The sequence below is a fragment of the uncultured Aquimarina sp. genome (assembly GCF_947495315.1).
Lineage (GTDB): Bacteria > Bacteroidota > Bacteroidia > Flavobacteriales > Flavobacteriaceae > Aquimarina.
The window spans coordinates 354,364-372,450 of record NZ_CANLYD010000002.1; the positions used below are offsets into that span (position 1 = coordinate 354,364).

20 protein-coding genes are annotated in these 18,087 nt (G+C 33.2%); 13 read left to right on the top strand and 7 right to left on the bottom strand.

The window, feature by feature from the left end:
- Nucleotides 1-14: 14 nt before the first annotated feature.
- The 8 genes from Q0910_RS04965 to Q0910_RS05000 all read left to right on the top strand — a co-directional run bounded on the left by Q0910_RS04965 (nt 15) and on the right by Q0910_RS05000 (nt 6,476).
- Nucleotides 15-392 carry a TerB family tellurite resistance protein gene (locus Q0910_RS04965; protein ID WP_299213201.1) on the top strand — a complete coding sequence of 126 codons (378 nt, stop codon included), beginning with the start codon at nt 15-17 and terminating at the stop codon, nt 390-392.
- 14 nt (nt 393-406) lie between these two features.
- Nucleotides 407-805 (top strand): c-type cytochrome, encoded by a 399-nt coding sequence (locus Q0910_RS04970; RefSeq protein ID WP_299213203.1) that lies wholly within the window; start codon nt 407-409, stop codon nt 803-805.
- Nucleotides 806-849: 44 nt separating this feature from the next.
- Entirely contained in the window at nt 850-1,320 is a 471-nt protein-coding gene (locus Q0910_RS04975) for a DinB family protein (protein ID WP_299213497.1), read from the top strand.
- Nucleotides 1,321-1,613: 293 nt separating this feature from the next.
- Nucleotides 1,614-2,741 (top strand): T9SS type A sorting domain-containing protein, encoded by a 1,128-nt coding sequence (locus Q0910_RS04980; RefSeq protein ID WP_299213205.1) that lies wholly within the window; start codon nt 1,614-1,616, stop codon nt 2,739-2,741.
- A 223-nt stretch (nt 2,742-2,964) separates the two neighbouring features.
- Nucleotides 2,965-4,083, top strand: coding sequence for a CNNM domain-containing protein (locus Q0910_RS04985; protein ID WP_299213207.1), 1,119 nt, complete (start codon nt 2,965-2,967; stop codon nt 4,081-4,083).
- Nucleotides 4,083-4,559 (top strand): methylated-DNA--[protein]-cysteine S-methyltransferase, encoded by a 477-nt coding sequence (locus Q0910_RS04990; RefSeq protein ID WP_299213499.1) that lies wholly within the window; start codon nt 4,083-4,085, stop codon nt 4,557-4,559. Before Q0910_RS04985 ends, Q0910_RS04990 begins: the two co-directional genes overlap by 1 nt.
- Before the next feature lie 59 nt (nt 4,560-4,618).
- On the top strand, nt 4,619-5,773 hold the full coding sequence (locus Q0910_RS04995) for a serine hydrolase (RefSeq protein WP_299213209.1): 1,155 nt from the start codon (nt 4,619-4,621) through the stop codon (nt 5,771-5,773).
- Nucleotides 5,763-6,476, top strand: coding sequence for a 3'-5' exonuclease (locus Q0910_RS05000; RefSeq protein WP_299213211.1), 714 nt, complete (start codon nt 5,763-5,765; stop codon nt 6,474-6,476). The genes Q0910_RS04995 and Q0910_RS05000 overlap by 11 nt, the downstream gene beginning before the upstream one ends.
- Before the next feature lie 119 nt (nt 6,477-6,595).
- Here Q0910_RS05000 and Q0910_RS05005 read toward each other — a convergent pair whose 3' ends face one another.
- The 7 genes from Q0910_RS05005 to Q0910_RS05035 all read right to left on the bottom strand — a co-directional run bounded on the left by Q0910_RS05005 (nt 6,596) and on the right by Q0910_RS05035 (nt 12,402).
- Nucleotides 6,596-7,285 (bottom strand): hypothetical protein, encoded by a 690-nt coding sequence (locus tag Q0910_RS05005; RefSeq protein ID WP_299213213.1) that lies wholly within the window; start codon nt 7,283-7,285, stop codon nt 6,596-6,598.
- A gap of 20 nt (nt 7,286-7,305) precedes the next feature.
- Nucleotides 7,306-8,286: a kelch repeat-containing protein gene (locus Q0910_RS05010; RefSeq protein ID WP_299213215.1), complete on the bottom strand. Its 981-nt coding sequence runs from the start codon at nt 8,284-8,286 to the stop codon at nt 7,306-7,308.
- 117 nt (nt 8,287-8,403) lie between these two features.
- On the bottom strand, nt 8,404-9,132 hold the full coding sequence (locus tag Q0910_RS05015) for a metallophosphoesterase (protein WP_299213217.1): 729 nt from the start codon (nt 9,130-9,132) through the stop codon (nt 8,404-8,406).
- Between the two features lie 41 nt (nt 9,133-9,173).
- Nucleotides 9,174-10,313 carry an ATP-binding protein gene (locus Q0910_RS05020; protein ID WP_299213219.1) on the bottom strand — a complete coding sequence of 380 codons (1,140 nt, stop codon included), beginning with the start codon at nt 10,311-10,313 and terminating at the stop codon, nt 9,174-9,176.
- A gap of 161 nt (nt 10,314-10,474) precedes the next feature.
- Nucleotides 10,475-11,068: a hypothetical protein gene (locus Q0910_RS05025; RefSeq protein ID WP_299213220.1), complete on the bottom strand. Its 594-nt coding sequence runs from the start codon at nt 11,066-11,068 to the stop codon at nt 10,475-10,477.
- Complete coding sequence (locus Q0910_RS05030; RefSeq protein ID WP_299213222.1) at nt 11,068-11,571, bottom strand: RNA polymerase sigma factor; 504 nt, start codon at nt 11,569-11,571, stop codon at nt 11,068-11,070. The genes Q0910_RS05025 and Q0910_RS05030 overlap by 1 nt, the downstream gene beginning before the upstream one ends.
- A 78-nt stretch (nt 11,572-11,649) precedes the next feature.
- The gene (locus tag Q0910_RS05035) at nt 11,650-12,402 is read right to left on the bottom strand and encodes an SDR family NAD(P)-dependent oxidoreductase (protein ID WP_299213224.1); all 753 of its coding nucleotides are present in this window, start codon (nt 12,400-12,402) and stop codon (nt 11,650-11,652) included.
- A 413-nt stretch (nt 12,403-12,815) separates the two neighbouring features.
- Here Q0910_RS05035 and Q0910_RS05040 point away from each other — a divergent pair, with 413 nt between their 5' ends.
- From Q0910_RS05040 to Q0910_RS05060, 5 genes are all read left to right on the top strand, one after another.
- Entirely contained in the window at nt 12,816-13,817 is a 1,002-nt protein-coding gene (locus Q0910_RS05040; RefSeq protein WP_299213226.1) for a MoxR family ATPase, read from the top strand.
- Between the two features lie 133 nt (nt 13,818-13,950).
- Entirely contained in the window at nt 13,951-14,817 is an 867-nt protein-coding gene (locus Q0910_RS05045) for a DUF58 domain-containing protein (protein WP_299213501.1), read from the top strand.
- A gap of 82 nt (nt 14,818-14,899) precedes the next feature.
- Nucleotides 14,900-16,489: a DUF4381 domain-containing protein gene (locus Q0910_RS05050; protein WP_299213228.1), complete on the top strand. Its 1,590-nt coding sequence runs from the start codon at nt 14,900-14,902 to the stop codon at nt 16,487-16,489.
- 2 nt (nt 16,490-16,491) lie between these two features.
- Nucleotides 16,492-17,496 carry a VWA domain-containing protein gene (locus Q0910_RS05055; RefSeq protein ID WP_299213230.1) on the top strand — a complete coding sequence of 335 codons (1,005 nt, stop codon included), beginning with the start codon at nt 16,492-16,494 and terminating at the stop codon, nt 17,494-17,496.
- Nucleotides 17,497-17,566: 70 nt separating this feature from the next.
- Entirely contained in the window at nt 17,567-18,073 is a 507-nt protein-coding gene (locus Q0910_RS05060) for an NAD(P)H-dependent oxidoreductase (protein WP_299213232.1), read from the top strand.
- The last annotated feature ends 14 nt before the right edge of the window (nt 18,074-18,087 follow it).

Below are 18,087 nucleotides of genomic sequence, written 5' to 3' on the forward strand. Positions count from 1 at the left end.
AAGTAAAATAATTTATGGTAAGTAGGGATCGATTGTATCAGACTTTTGGAGAATTATTGTATGTAATTGCTATGAGTGATGGTGTGATTCAGAAAGAAGAAGTAAAAACGCTGGAAGAAATCCTAAAGGCACATCCAAAAGGACAAGAAATTAAATGGTCTTTTGACTATGAAAATGATAATCAAAATGATATCGAAACTTTATATAAAAGGGTTATAGAAGTTTTTTCTGATAATGGCCCGGATGAAGAATATGATTTTATGATTTATGCGTTGACTAAAATTGCAGAAACAACTGATGGTATTGGTTCTAAAGAAGAAAAAGTAATTAATAGTTTTTCTAAAGATCTTTTAGAAAGATTCAAAAAAGACATTGATAATTTATTTAATTGATAAGATCACACACAATGAAAAATATTTTTTTAATACTCTTAAGCATCACTTTTGTAGTTGCTAGTTGTCAATCAGAAAAGAAAACCGAAAAAGAAAAAATCGTTATCGGATCAAAGAAAAAAACAACATCTCCAGAATTCGAATTAGGTAAAGAGCTGTTTAAGGGTAAAGGAAACTGTTATTCCTGTCATCGAATGGATAAGAAATCCGTAGGTCCAAGTGTAACAGAGATCATGAAAATCTACAAAGAACAAAATGGCGATATCATAGGTTTTTTAAGACAAAAAAAAGATCCTATTGTAGATCCTGATAATTATGCAGTAATGAAAACCAATTTTGCTCGCTTAGAAAAATTCACCGACGAAGAATTGAAAGCAATAGAATTATATATGAATGAAGTGACTACTAAGTAATGAAACGAATATTCTTTCTTCTTTTTTTTATTTCATATCCCATAATGTCTCAACAAGTAACCCCAAAATCCGCTTTTTTGGAAAAGTGGAATAACTCTAAAGAGTATTTGCTAGAAATAGCGGAATCTATGCCCGAAAACAAGTATCTATATACTCCTTCAGAACGTGAAATGGATTTTAAAAATCAATTGCTTCATATCTGTGGGAATATGCTATGGCTTAGTACGACCTACTTTTCTGAAGAAGTCTTTGATCGTAAAAAGCTTGCAGAAAATGCTCCTGATTCTAAGGCCGAGATTATGAAGTTACTCGAAAAGTCATTTGATCTTGTCTACGAACGAGTGCAGAATGCAAAAGAAGAGTCACTAAAAACCGAAGTAGATTTTTTTGCTGGCCCAAAATCCAAACTTCAGATTTTGAATCTGCTTCAGGATCATGTAACACATCATAGAGGACAGTTAATCGTGTATTTAAATCTTAATGAGATTAAACCACCCAAGTATGTGGGGTGGTAAAAACACACCATTAGCTTTTGCTCAATTTATCCTTATGACGTTTTAGTCAGAATCAGAGATCAGAGTAAAACTTCAATATTAGAAAAATTAGAAGGTGCATTAAATTTGTATTCTAGAGAAAACAATACATAGATTTTTATTGAGATGCTATTTACAAATACTATTTTGTTATGTACAAATAATAAAAGTAAGGATTCATAGTTAAAAAGATTAACATATATTCAATTCTCAACTAAGCTTATTATTAAATAAAATATTCACACATTATTCTTTCAACCTAACAATTCAAACTCATGATCAAAAATTTACAAGTATTACTACTAGTTGCAGTAGTAACGCTAACAGGCTTCTATTCTAGCTATGCGCAATGCAGTGATATTACATTAGAATCTATAACAAATCCTGGTCCGTATGACATTGATTCCTATTCAGAATCTGACGGCTTACCAAATAGTTCAGGTTATCGAGAAGTAACAGTATACTATCCTATAAATGGAACACCGCCATATCCGAGTATTGCCATCGTGCCTGGATTTACGGCTGGTCCCGGATCGGTGAGAGCTTGGGGACCTTATTATGCTTCTCATGGAATCGTAGCTATAGTTATAGGGACTAATAATAGAAATGCATTTCCAGATGAAAGAGCAACAGCCCTTATCGCTGCTCTTCAAACTTTAGAAAATGAGAATACGCGAACTTCTTCTCCGCTCCTGGGACAAGTTGATATTGATAAATTTGCTGTAAGTGGCCACTCTATGGGAGGAGGAGGAGCCCAACGAGCAGCAGTTATGAATGCTAATATAAAAGCTGTAGTTGCCTTATGTCCTTGGTTACCAACATTTAATAGGCCATCTCTTGATCATTCAGCTCCTGTACTTATTTTTAGTGGTCAAAATGATCCTACTGCACAACCATCTCAGCACGCTGATATCCACTATGATGTAACTCCAGAGGGAACTGATAAATTATTGTATGAAATAAAAAACGGGAATCATTCTGCAGCAAATAATCCAGCAGGAGCACAAGGAAATGTAGGGAAGCTAGCTATTTCTTGGTTAAGGTCAAAACTAAATAACAACAATTGTTATTGCTCTTTAATCAATGATGAATTACTCAATAATCCAGCAACTGCATCAACATTTGAAACAAATGTTTCTTGCCAAACATTATCGGTTGATGAAATAGACGTCAATGCTCAATTAACCACAAGCATATATCCGAATCCTACAAATTCTTATGTTACTGTAGAAAGTGATTTTGCTATTTCTAAGAGTTATAAAATATTTTCTCTTTTGGGTGAACATCTGGTTAGCGGAAGCATTACTACTAAAAAGGAACAAATTGATTTATCACAACTAAAACCAAATATATACTTGTTGAATATTGACAATCAAGTTTTCAAAATATTGAAGACTGAATAAATATAGAATCCAAAATATTATTTAATCCCACAAAACCTGAAGAAAAATTCATTGTGCTTTGTGGGATTAAATGAGATATAATACATTTTAGAGTTCTTTTTAGATAAAGGATTCATATCTAGATTAATTCTTCTTTAGAATATATGCATTTTTGATTCTTAGCGTATACTAATCGTACTCCTACTGAAATTATTTATTACTTTAGCAGAACTAATCTTATACCATGGCACTACTAATTGTATACGGAGTCGTATCTATTTTCTTTTCGTTTTTATGCTCAATTTTGGAAGCAGTTTTACTGAGTATTACTCCTACGTTTCTTAACGTTAAGAAAAAAGAAGGGAAAGCTTATGCAACTTCTTTAGAAAAGCTAAAGAAGGACGTAGACCGGCCACTAATTGCCATATTAACGCTTAATACTATTGCACACACTGTAGGAGCTATATTGGTAGGTGTACAAGCAAAAGTAGCATATGGCGAAATGTATGGATCTGAAACCCGTACAATTCTTGGGATGGAGATTACGGAAGATCTTATGGTAGGAATTGTATCTTCTATTATGACTATTTTGATATTAGTAGCTTCAGAGATTATTCCTAAGACTATCGGAGCAACCTATTGGAAACAGTTATCTAATTTTACCTCTAAAGCATTACATGTTTTGATCTGGCCACTAAAATGGACAGGTATTCTCTGGATATTACAATTAACTACTAAGTTAATCGGTGGCAAAGGACATCACGGATCTGTGTTAAGCAGAGAAGATTTTACTGCCATGGCTGATATTGCCGAAGAAGAAGGTGTTTTTGAAGAATCAGAATCTAAAGTAATCAGGAATCTATTGAATTTTAAGGCTATTTTTGCAAAAGATGTCATGACTCCAAGAACGGTGATTAAAACTGCTTCTGAAGATACAACCGTAGAAGAGTTTTTTAATGAAAACCAAAATCTACGTTTTTCCCGAATTCCTGTGTATAAGGAAAATTCTGATAATATAACAGGGCAAGTATTAAAAGATGAAGTTTTTAAGGAAATGGCAAACCAAAATGGTCATAAACTTCTTGCCGAAATAAAAAGACCTATCATATTTACAACCAGAAACTTACCAATTCCGGATTTATTTAATGAGTTAGTTCAAACTAAAAACCATATAGCTTTGGTAGTAGATGAATATGGTTCTGTAAGCGGTGTAGTTAGCATGGAAGATGTAATCGAAACCTTATTAGGATTGGAAATTATGGATGAAAGTGATCAAGATTCTAATATGCAGGAGTTAGCACGAAAAAATTGGGAAGACCGAGCTCGCCGTATAGGACTGCTGGATGATAAAAAAGAAGAATGATCAAAACCGCTTTCATAAAAACTCCTTTAGGTATTGCTTCTATATCAGGAGATGAAAATGGTATTACAAAAATTTCAATAACCGAAGACACAGAAAAAGATCTTTCTAAAGAGATTCCGGAGATACTTAAGGAAGCAGTAATTCAGTTACAGGAGTATTTTAAGGGAAATAGAAGTGATTTCAGCATTAAAATGAATCCATCTGGTACTGATTTTCAGAAAAAGGTGTGGCAAGAGCTTTCTAAAATTCCTTTTGGTAAAACGGTTAGCTACTTAGATATCGCTAAACAATTAGGAGATCCTAAATGTATACGAGCAGCGGCGTCTGCTAACGGTAAAAATCCATTGTGGGTAGTAGTACCTTGCCATCGTGTCATTGGTAGTGATGGATCGCTTACCGGATATGCCGGCGGATTATGGCGGAAAAAATGGTTATTGGAGCATGAAAGTCCAGTAAAACAACAATCTTTGTTTTAGAAAGAAAATTCTCAAAAATTTATTTTCATACCTTAGAGCTTTAAAATTTCAAAAAGCAAATGAAAATTCTCAAAAAACTTCTTAAAGGCCTCGTAGGTATTATTCTACTTTGTGTGGTTTTATTATACATTTTTGATTATGACTATATCCTAAAAGGAGTACGTGTTGTATATATGACAGGACATAAAACTGCATATATAGATGATTATACATATTTTGATAATCATACTGTAGAAAAAGGTAGTACACCGATTCCCTGGAAATTACATGCTAATTATAATACAGCTACACCTACCGAAAGGTTAAATAATATCAACGATGAAATGGGAACCGTGGCATTTATGATTATTAAAAACGACAGTATTTGGTATGAGAACTATGCTGAAGGTTATGGTGTAGAGTCTAAAACCAACTCTTTTTCTATGGCAAAAAGCATCACAACCGCCTTATTAGGAAAAGCCATTATGGATGGATATATCAAAAGCTTAGATCAACCAATAGGAAATTTTCTACCTAAATTCTCAGAAGGAATAGCGGCTAAAGTAACTGTAGGAGATCTATCATCAATGTCATCTGGATTAAATTGGACAGAACATTATACAAGCCCATTTTCAATAACAGCAAGAGCTTACTATGACCCCGAATTAAGAGAGGTGATGAATGGATTAGAAATTGTGGATGAACCAGGAAAAGAATTTAGATATTTAAGTGGTAATACACAGTTATTGGGCATGGTAGTTGAAAAAGCAACTGGTAAAAGTTTATCAGAATATCTAAGTGAGAGTTTCTGGAAACCTATGGGTATGGAACAAGATGCATTGTGGCAAGTGGATAGTGAAGATAGCGGAATGGAAAAATCGTATTGCTGTATCGCTAGTAATGCTAGAGATTTTGCTCGTTTTGGAGTGCTGTTTAAAAATGATGGGAAGTTTGGAGGGAAACAAATATTGCCAAAAGAGTTTACAAAACTCGCTACGCAAAAACGCTTTGAGAAAGATGACATGTACGGCTACGGGTTTTGGTTATCTGATCACCTTGATAAGGAGATATTTGTAATGCGAGGTATTTTAGGGCAATATGTAATTAGTATTCCTCAGGATGATGTAATTATTGTTCGTTTAGGACATCATCGTGGAGGACCACAAGGATCTTTTAGTGAAGATTTCTTTATTTATATTGAGGAGACTTATAAAATGTTAGAGAATGCTTCATAAAATTAACTTAGAACACATTTTGTTTCTAGACATCGAAACAGTTCCGGAGCAAAAAAGCTTTGATGCCCTAACGGATGAAATGAAATATCTATGGGCTGATAAAACTAAATTTCAACGTAAAGAAGAGTTCTCTCCAGAAGAATTCTACGAGCGAGCTGGTATCTGGGCAGAATTTGGAAAGATCGTCTGTATCTCAGTTGGATATTTTACGTTTAAAGGAGAGACAAGGTCTTTTAGAACTACTTCTTTTTTTGGTGATGAGAGGCAACTGCTTATAGATTTCAAAAACTTGTTAGAAGCGCACTTTAATCACCCACATCATTTGCTTTGTGCGCATAATGGTAAAGAGTTTGATTTTCCGTATATCGCCAGAAGAATGATTATTCACAATATTAGTTTGCCTTTTAAACTAAATTTATTTGGTAAAAAACCTTGGGAGGTTCCGCATTTAGACACTTTGGATTTATGGAAGTTTGGGGACTATAAACACTATACCTCTCTTAAGCTTTTGACAAATATTTTAGGAATCCCTTCTCCAAAAGATGACATTGATGGTAGTCAGGTAAGACAGGTGTATTATGAAGAAAATGATATTGATCGTATTGTTATTTACTGTGAAAAAGATACTGTTGCTGTCGCTCAGATTCTTTTACGCTTGAGACAAGAAGAACTATTAGATGATGATGAGGTAGTTTCGGTATGAAATCGAAAATTGATATAATTATTTAACCCACTTTATACAATAGATTTTCTATTGTATAAAGTGGGTTAAAAGAGAACCACCTGAATGAGCTCTCTTTAATAATAAGTTTACAATAGTTTTTATTGTAATCTAGCTAAAACAGACCTGCTTAATAATTTCCCATTCGATTTTGTGGTTTCTTGTTGTACCAAACCAACATCTTTTGCAATCCATTGTTTTACATAAGAAGTTTGTTTCATACCCATACTCATATTAGTTTCATTGATGTATGTGATGAGATAACAATTAAATGACCCTGCGGAAGTAGTAATGATCTCTGTTGATGCTACTTTTCGTTTTTTAAGATCTACAGTCATATCTATGCTCATTACACCGGCATCAACAGACATAGTTACTTGACCATCTGGTAATTCTTGACCTACGGATAATGAATTCGGGATATCAATACCATTTCCTTCAATACGATATTCCATATTCTTGTATTGATTAAATAAATTAGGAGAAATTATAGATTCTGGATCTAAGGTTGTAATACCTCCATCACAGGTTACTGTAAATTGAGCTTCCGTAATTTTTTTTTGTTTTTTAGCGTCACTTAGATACATACTCATCGTAATCTTCGATTCAGATCCTGAAGAATTGATATCCAAAACCTCGTAACTCGTTTTAGAAGTTAGTTTGTTTTTATGGTTAAAGTGATGCATTGTGATCGTAGTTCCTTCTTTTGAAGGATAAAATTGACTACAATTGTTTTGGGCGGTAAGCTTTCCTAAAGCAAGAATTACTAAAATTATAGATAAAGTTCTCATATATAATAATTTATTAATGTTTAATCTTCATCAATTGTCCAGATTTCTCCAGAAGTTCCAGATGCCACGTATCCCCCAAAAAGCCATAGCTCATTACGATAAACTAGATTTGTATGAGAATGCGAACTTTCAAAAGGAATAACTTCCTCATACCTTGTCCAGTTAATCATATCAGAAGAATACCATATATCTTGTATAATCCTTGATGTTTCTGACTGGCCATTAATAACCCATACTTTGTTATTAAAAACAGTTGCGGTATATAAATCTCTAGCAGTAAAAATAGGAGTGGATGTAGATACTAATGACCAGCTAATACCATCAGTACTTGACCAGATTTCATTGAATCGACTAGTTTCATTTCTCCCTCCGATAACATACAGGGTGTTATTAAGAACTACAGTTTCATGATTGCCTCGTACAGGGAAAGCATTTGGATTTTCTTCTATCCAGTTAATACCATCTGTTGTAGACCATACCAGCATATCGGTTCTTGATGAAGAAGGGCCTATGACATACATTTTGTTATTGAATACTGTGGTGGTATGAGCGGACATATTACCAAAAGGAGCTGTCATAGTAACATTTGACCATGTCAGACCATCGCTGGATCGCCAAATATCGGATAAAAGATTTTCGGAGTTGTTTTTTCCACCAATTAACCACATTTCATTATTAAATACAGTTAAAGTATGACGATATCTTGCTTCGAAAAGGTTACTTGTAACGGATACCCAATTTATTCCATTATCGCTTGACCAAACAGCGTTTCCATAGGTGTCATCGGCAGTATATGCATTATCTCCACCCACGGACCATACTTTTCCATCAAATACAACCATGGTGTTTTCTGCAAATCCACCCATTTGATCTTCTGAAGTTTTTAGATCAAAGGTTAAAGAAGTTTCTGAAACATCATCTATTACAATATCATCATCATCTGTATCACAAGCAATATGTATAATAAGTAGAAATACTAATAAAATTTTTGAGGTTTTCATTTTGTTACGTTTTATAGTTTCCTATTTGTGTCATAATCTTTGATTAGGTAAACATGAAACATAAAAAATCGCCCTAAAGAGCGATTTTAAAATTAAAAAGTAAACGGATTTTGGTTATTAATTTCTTCCATTTTCATTAGGGTATAGAAGATATACAGGATCGCTTTGCCAGAATTCTTTGGTGTCTATATTCATCATTGTAAGAGGACCTTTAAATGCTGCTCCTGTATCAATGTTCCAAATACAGGTAGCGTTCACAGGTGTGGTTTTGTTAATTCTGGTGACAGGAGTATGGCCAATGTAGATTTCATCAAAAAGTAAAAGTCGTTTAGGATACTTGAGATCTGTTTTTGTGAGTGTTGGGTCTATTGATAGCGCCGTTTCCCACAATGTTCGATCCCAGTAAAATAGTTTGCTGAAATATTCTCTATGAGGTCCGTGAAGGTTAGTGAAACCAGCATGTAGAAACAGACGATTGCGATCATCTATGTAATAATTAGTAAGATTTTCATAAAATCCCAGATGAATATCAATCTCTTGTTTTGATAATTTATTGTAAGAGTCAATGGTTGCCTGACCTCCATGTTTTATCCATTCAGGGTTGTATTTTTTTTCCGTTAACCAAGTGTAGCATAGCTCGTCATGATTACCTCTAATAAAGATACAATTATGAGTTTTTTGTAATGCTATTAAAAAAGAAACAAGAGAAGCACTATCACTCCATCCATCGACATAATCTCCTAAAAAAATTAAGGTATCATCGGTTGTGATTTGTACTTTTTCTATTAATTGTTTTAGAGCCTTTAAGGCTCCATGCATATCTCCAATAACAAGAGTTCTGTTCATATTTACTAAAGCGTTACCTATTAAAAATTTTAAATCTATAATTAGCTGTATCGTATTTTTCTAAGTATTCGTATACTTTCTTTGTATAATGCATATACTTTTTCGTCGGTATAATTTTTTAGATACGGTTTTGCTTCTTCTAATTTATCTTTTGCCTCGCTAAAATCATTGAAATAACATAAAAGATAGGTTACAGGTAGATTTAAAAGATCTTTTTGTTCGTTTTTTGTTAGCGGCATTTTCTTTTTTAGTTTCTCTATCAATGAATTGTTGCTGTTATATAAATGATATAAAGTTTTTCGTTCAAATTGTGGTGGTTCAAACAGTAGCTTACTTTCTATATCGTAACTTACATTGTTTTTAAACTTGATAGTAACTTCTTCTAAAGGGTAATAATCGTAGGTATCTTGTAAGCCCAGTTGCACATATTCTATAATTTTAAATTCTTCATCAGTAATGGAAATGCTAACTTCATCAAACTGAGAGTAGAATAATTTAACCTGCTCATTGATCAATGCGATATCTACTCTTGAGTAATATGTTTCATTCTTTATACGCTTCTCTTTTGCGGACCAACAGACCACAAAATATTCTTTAAAAACTTTGTAATTTGGATTATAATCTTTTCTAGAGTTCATAAAATCAAAAACACCATCCAAGGTCAATTCGATATTGTTTTGCGCGTGACTTTCTATAGATTCTACGATTTCAGAATTTACATCTTTGATTTCAATATCAAACACTTTTGGCATACTGATGCTACCATCTCTAAAAAAGACTGTGCCTCCATAATATTTCCAGATATTTTTACGCATAGAACATAATTTACCTTCCTGAGAACGAATTGAAACTAATCCGACTACTTTATCACTAGGTAAATGTGGAAATGGAATATTTTCATAAGCTACTATGGGAGGGTTAGAAAGATAGGCATTCACTAGGTTTTGAATTTTACTATCATCAAAAAAGTCCACACCAATAATCTGATTATCTTCATCTTCAACTCCAATAACGATATAAGAATTGTTTTTTGGATTAGAATTAGAAAGTGCGCAAATATGTTTTAGGAATTTAGCTTTTCCTTCTTTTTCGCCAATATTGAGTTTACGTTTCTTATCATAAAAACTATTCTCGTCATTATGCGCTAAAAGATTTTTTATTAAAAGCCGTTTATTAATCATTCCTCTTACAAATAGCAATACATTCTTTTCCCATATAAACTTAGGAATTTTTATTGGGTATGCAAGGTGTTAGTAATAAAGAAATTATAAACAATTATTAATTGTTTCAAGCAGTTTAAATGTATTTCCATTTTTCTAGAAAAATAAAAAGACTTACAATATCAGGTGTCTTCATATTCTTCTAGATCCTTTAATGCTTTATCTATTCTTTCTAATCGTGGAACAAATTCCACTTTTGAAGCATGCTTATTTAGGAGATAAATAACAACTCCTATAAGACTTAAAAGTATGAATGGTCCAATTAGTGCTAATGGGTCGGGATTGATTCCTATGAAAAAAACAAATACTCCTATAAAAGAAGGTATAACACACCAATATAAGACATCATCTAATAATTTTTTCTGAATCGCTAAATATTTCTTTGTTTCCAGCAAATAATTCAAATATGATGTTGTTGTAGGCACTGGTTTGTGTTTTTTTAGACTTCTGATTCTAATGATTACATAAATACACCAAAGAAGTATGATAATAGCTCCGATTTTTGATATAACAAATGGAATATTATATGCGAGATGCCCAAAAACGGGAATCATTATTATTGCAGGTATTGTTTCTCTTAAATCTCTATATTTTATTTTCTTATTGAACCTATCTATGTTTGCTTGTAAATCTATTATAAGCTTAGATTTTTCAAATTTGATTTGTTCTTCTTTACTAGAAGATTTCCATATTCTTATTAATTCTTCTTCTATCATTACTTTTGATTTATACAGATGAACAACTTGCTTCTGATTCGTTTCACTTTTACGGCAATATGATTTTCTGTTAATCCTGTGATCTCTGAGATCTGTTTATATGATAATTCTTCCAGGCAAAGTGTAATAATAGATTTGTTAGGTTCCTTTAATTGAGAAATACAATGACGAAGATGAACCAACTTCTTATTAGACTCTTCGTTTTCAGAAGTAACAGGTAATTTTTCAATTAAAATGCTATCCATATTTTTAAACATTCTTTTTCTTTTTTTCTGCGAGTATTGAATTCTAAGACAAACATTTAGAGTAATTCTAAACATCCAGGTGCTTATGGTGGATTGCGATTTAAAAGAATGAATTGATTGCCAAATATTTATTATTGCTTCTTGAAAAAGATCTTTCGAACTTTCATGATCGATTGAATATGCAGAGCAAATTCGGAATAATCTATGTTTATTTTGCTCTAACCCTTCAAGGAAGGTTTTTTCAAGTTCTTTTTCCATTTTAGTATGGTGTCTATTAACTTAGTTACAAGATTTTTGAAAATATGACACTTTTGGATTTTTTTTTTGGAAAAGAAATTATAAACTTTTATTTACAATGGTGCTGTTGGCTTGTGCCGTTGGGAAAACTACTAGATCTGCAATATTTACGTGATAAGGTCTAGTGACTACAAAAGCTATAATATCCGCAATATCTTCTGATTGTAACGGATCAAAACCATTATAAACAGTATCAGCTCTTTTATCATCACCTTTGAATCTTACATTACTGAATTCTGTTTCTACTAATCCCGGATGGATTGCCCCAACGCGTATTCCATATTTATTAAGATCAATTTGCATTGCCTTATTAATTGCATCCACAGCATGCTTACTGGCGCAATACACATTTCCGTTAGGGTAAACTTCTTTGCCTGCGATAGAACCGATGTTGATAATATGACCTGATTTTTGTGAAATCATTTTTGGGATTACTGCTTTAGAAACATACAACAATCCTTTTACATTAATATCAAGCATGGCATCCCAGTCATCTAGGTTTCCGGTTTGAATAGGGTCAAGGCCGTGAGCATTGCCAGCATTATTAACCAATATGTCGATAGAACTAAATTCTTGTGGAAGTTCACCGATACTTTTAAAAACACGTTCTTTATCACGTACATCAAAACAGAGTGTATGTACTTTTACCGTTTCAGACAATTCAGTTTGTAATTCTTCAAGACGCTCTTGTCTTCTTCCGCAGAGTATTAGGTTTATACCGTGTTTAGCAAATTCATAAGCAGTAGATTTTCCAATTCCGCTAGTTGCTCCGGTAATTAATGCTGTTTTCATAAAATCAAATAATTTTTTTCCTTTTGAAAATTTTTACTAAAATAAATGCTAATCCTATGGTTTCACAAACTAACATGGATTCATATTCTTCATTTTTGAAAGTTTCAAAAGCCACCAAAAAGAAGATTCCTGTGATAACATAGGAGAAAAATGATAGTTTTCTAATTTAAATGTACATTTTTGCAACACTTTAAAAAAGCTTTCGTCCTTTAGAAACATCATCGCGAAAGCCGATGAAAATTGTTACGTCCGTTTTTATCAGTAAAAGATCTAAATATACTGTAAAATTTGGGCGTAAGCGTATTTTAAGAGGATACATTTAACCTATAATTAACAACAAAAAGAAAAATATTTTAACAATTTGCAATGCTGAAACATGAATGGTAAATTCACGGCTTTAAAAAAAAGAATAGATGGAAGAAAATAGTTCTATTGATATTGCTTCAATCAATGAGAAAATACAGAGAGAATCTGCATTTGTAGATTTACTTACTTTAGAAATTAATAAAGTAATCGTAGGCCAGAAACATATGGTTGAACGGTTACTAATTGGACTGCTTGGACAAGGACATATTTTGCTTGAAGGTGTTCCCGGACTTGCAAAAACTTTGGCTATAAACACGCTTTCAAAAGCTGTTCACGGTAGTTTTAGTCGTATCCAGTTCACACCGGATTTATTGCCTGCAGATGTAACGGGGACCTTGATCTTTAATATGAAAGAGAATGACTTCTCAATCAAGAAAGGACCTATTTTTGCTAATTTTGTACTTGCTGATGAGATCAACCGTGCTCCGGCAAAGGTACAGAGTGCATTGTTAGAAGCAATGCAGGAAAAGCAAGTAACCATTGGTGATGAAACTTTTATTTTAGATAAACCGTTTTTAGTAATGGCAACTCAGAATCCTGTAGAGCAAGAAGGAACATATCCTTTACCAGAAGCTCAGGTAGACCGTTTTATGCTAAAAACAGTGATCGATTATCCTAAATTAGAAGAAGAACAACTAATCGTTCGTGCAAATCTAAAAGGATCTTTTGAAAAGGTAAACCCAGTAGTTTCTGTGGAACAGATTCTTAATGCTCAGAAGGCAGTAAGGGAAGTATATATGGACGAAAAGATTGAAAAATATATTCTTGATATCATTTTTGCCACTCGTTTTCCTGAGAAATACGGTCTAGAAGAATTAAAACCATTAATTAATTTTGGCGCTTCCCCAAGAGGAAGTATTAACATGGCTACCGCTGCTAAATGTTTTGCTTTTATAAAAAGAAGAGGATATGTTATTCCAGAAGATGTTCGTGCTGTAGTACATGATGTATTGCGTCATCGTATTGGCATTACATATGAGGCCGAGGCTGAAAATGTAACTTCTGAAGATATAATTAATAAGATTGTAAACGAGATTGAAGTACCATAGAAAGCCCCCTAACCCCAAAGGGGGAATTTTAAAATGGGTGAAGTCATAATAGTTGGTTTTAATTACATTATGAGAGAAAAAGAAAATAAAACGATAACATATAATAGTTCCCCCTTTGGGGGTTAGGGGGCTTATGGATACCAAAGAGTTACTAAAAAAAGTTCGAAAAATTGAGATCAAGACCAGGCGCTTGAGTGACCATATATTTGGAGGGGAATATCACTCTACCTTCAAAGGGCGTGGGATGACCTTTAGTGAAGTGCGCCAATATCAATTTGGGGATGATGTTCGTAGTATAGATTGGAATGTAACCGCTCGTTATAACGAACCTTATATCAAAATTTTTGAAGAGGAACGTGAATTGACAATGATGTTGATGGTAGACGTTTCTGGATCACAATTGTTTGGAACTAAACAACAGTTCAAAAAAGAAATTATAACAGAGATTGCCGCAACTTTAGCTTTTTCAGCTACTCAGAATAATGATAAAATTGGATTGATCTTGTTTACAGATGAGATTGAACTTTTCATTCCACCAAAGAAAGGAAGATCCCACGTGCTTAGAATCATAAGGGAACTGTTAGAGCATAAACCGAAGAGTAAAAAAACCAATATTACGGAAGCACTAAAGTTTTTATCTAACGTAATGAAGAAAAAAGCGATAGTTTTTATACTCTCTGATTTCATTACTGATGATTATCAGCAAACCCTTAAGATTGTGGGCGGAAAACACGATGTTACCGGTATTAGAGTGTATGATCGACGGGAAGAAGAAATTCCGAATTTAGGAATGGTACAAATGGAAGATGAAGAAACAGGAGAATTACTATTGGTAAATACAGGCTCCAAGAAAATGAGAGTGAACTATGCTAAATACTATCGGGAACGCATAGATTATTTTAGAGATAGTTTTACCAGAAGTGGCGCGGGATCGTTGAGCAGTCGTGTGGACGAAAGTTATGTGAAAAAGTTGTTAGGATATTTTAAACGAAGAGGATAGGCGACCATTAAGAATGAAGAATTACAAATTACCAATTATAAACAAAAGACACTTTGTTCCCCCTTTGAAGGGGGTTAAGGGGATGTTAATTATATGTTTCTTACTAGTTTTATCTGGAAATATTTCTGCTCAGGTTTATGCAGGTATTGATTCTACCTCTATTCAGATTGGAGAAGAAATTAGATATAAAATGCAAGTAGAGGCAGATTCTACTCAAATAGTGATTTTTCCAGAAGGGCAGACATTTTCACCACTTGAAGTAATAGAATCCTATAAAACCGATACTACTAAGAGCGGTAATCGATTCAATTTAATTAAGGAGTATGCATTAACGCAATTTGATTCAGGATCTTACACAATTCCAAGACAAAAAGTAATGATTGGTGATCAGGTTTTTTTAACTGATTCTCTAATAGTAGAAGTACGAGATGTGCTGGTGGATACTACGAAACAAAAGATGTATGAGATCAAGCCATTGGTAGATGTAGATGCTTCTTTTTTTAATTGGAGAAAATATATTTGGTGGATAATAATCCCAATATTACTAATCGGATTGATCGCTTTCTTGCTTTTAAGAAGGAAAAAACGAAAAGAAGCTAAAGAAAATGAATTACCACCTTACGAAAGAGCGATTTTAGCACTTCAGCGAATAGATGCATCACATTTATTAGAACAAGATTCCCATAAAGAGTATTATTCGCAATTAAGTGATACCGCTCGTAAATATATTGATGAAGAAGTATATGATCATGCAATGGAGAGTACGACAGACGAATTGATTGCTCGTCTTGATGAGGAAATAAAAACGGGAGCTTTAAATCTTGATAAACATACGATTGAAGAGCTTAAGTCTGTACTAAAAACAGCAGACATGGCTAAGTTTGCTAAATCTAAACCGGATATTGGTACTGCAAAGGCGGATAGAAATGTTATTGAGCGTGTGATCAACGAGACTAAGAATGCAATTCCGGAACCAACAGAAGAAGAGTTATTAGCAGATGAAGAATATCGAAAAACAGTAGCAGAGAAAAAATTAAGAAGAAAGATAATATTTGGAAGTTTAGCAGGTATTGGCGTAATAGCAATTACATTAACAGTTTTTATTATTGTTAAAGGTTATGATGTTGTAAAGGATTCGATTCTAGGGCACCCAACTAAGGAGTTAGCCGAAACAGAATGGATTAGCAGTGCTTATGGTTCTCCGCCAGTTACTATTTCTACTCCCAAAGTATTGATTAGAAATAATTTTCAACTTACCGAAGAGCAAAAACAAATTCTTAAAGGAAACGAGACGTTTGTTTATGGAAGTCTGATCGGGAACTTTTATATCACTCTCTCTACAATACAGTATAATCAAAAAACAGAGGTAGATCTTAATAAAGTAGTAGAAGGTGTTGTAGGTAATTTTGAATCTCAGGGAGCTAAGAATATTACGGTTAAAGATGAAGAATACGAAACATTAGCAGGGGCTAAGGGGATAAAAGTCTTCGGAAGCCTAGAAGTAACAAATACAGTAACCAAGAAGGAACAAAAAAGTGATTATTTGATGCTTAATTTTGGAGAAAGTGGAGGTTTTCAGCAAATTATGGTGGTGTATGATAAAGAAGATCGATATGCTAAAGATATTGCTCAGCGCATTATTAACTCAGTAGAACTTAAAAATGCCAAATAACTATGTTTGAAAATTTCACATTTGAGAATCCACAGTTTTTTTGGTTGTTTTTAATACTACCATTGGCCATTGCTTATTATATCTGGAAACGAAATAAACAGCAGGCGGAACTTAAAATTTCTAGTATCAAAGGATTTAAAGTTTCTGGGAGTTGGTTAGCTAAGCTTAAGCCATTATTACTTTTAGTAAGGTTAATTGCTTTAGCACTCATTATTACGGCTATGGCTCGACCCAGAACGGTAGATATTTCAACTAAAACGAAAACAACCAGAGGAATTGACATTGTCATGGCGATTGATGTATCTGCCAGTATGCTGGCCAGAGATTTAAGACCTAATCGATTAGAGGCTTTAAAAGATGTAGCTGCAGAGTTTATCCAAGGAAGGCCCAATGACAGGATTGGTTTAGTTATGTATGCTGCAGAAAGTTTCACCAAAACACCAATAACAAGTGATAAGGCCATTGTACTCAGTGCAATGAAAGAAATTGAATATAATAACCTGTTAGAAAACGGAACTGCAATTGGTATGGGACTTGCAACTTCTGTTAACAGATTAAAAGACAGTAAAGCAAAAAGTAAAGTGATTATTCTATTAACTGATGGTTCCAATAATGCAGGTTTTATAGATCCTAAAATTGCATCAGAATTAGCTATAGAATATGGTATCAAAACATATACGATTGGTATAGGAACCAATGGTATGGCATTAGCTCCTGTTGCTATAAGGCCCAATGGATCATTTCAATACGGAAATGTAAAAGTAGAGATCGATGAAGAACTTCTAAAAGAAATTGCCAAGGTTACCAAAGGAAAATATTTTAGAGCGACTAATAATAAAAAATTAGAACAGATATACGAAGAAATAGATAAACTGGAAAAAACCGATGTGGAGGAATTTAAGTTCTATAACTATGAAGAAAAATTCAGACCATTAGTATTGTTGGCAGGTTTGTTATTATTGATTGAGTTTCTATTGAGATTCACTGTATTTAGAAGTTTTATTTAATGATTTTTGTCATTCCAGCGTAGGCTGGAATCCATAAAATAAGAAAGTAGATATAAAGTAAAAAGAAGATTTGAAAAAAGGAATCATAATCCAAGGAAGTTCCAGAAGTGACGGGGATACAAATACTGTAGTCTCTTACTTAAAGAATATGACGGGTTTTGATGTAGTAGATCTAAATCAAAGAAAAATAAACTACTTTGATTATGAATTCAAAAATGAAGATGATTTTGAAGTAATTTTCAAGAATATTGTACAGAATTATCAAACGATAGTTTTAGCCACACCAGTATATTGGTACACAATGAGTGGAATTATGAAAGTGTTTTTAGACAGAATTTCTGATTATTTGTATAAAGAGAAAGATTTTGGAAGGATGCTAAGAGGAAAAGAGATGGCAATGATAAGTTGTAGTAACGATAATGATAGAGTTGATGAGTTTAATCTTCCTTTTTCTCGAAGTGCAGCGTATTTAGGAATGGACTATTTGGGCGATATTCATGCTTGGGTTGAGAATAAAGAACTTTCTTTAGAAGTAAAAGAGAAAATAGATGCTCTAGCATTAAAAATAAAAAATTAAACTAATGTCACACT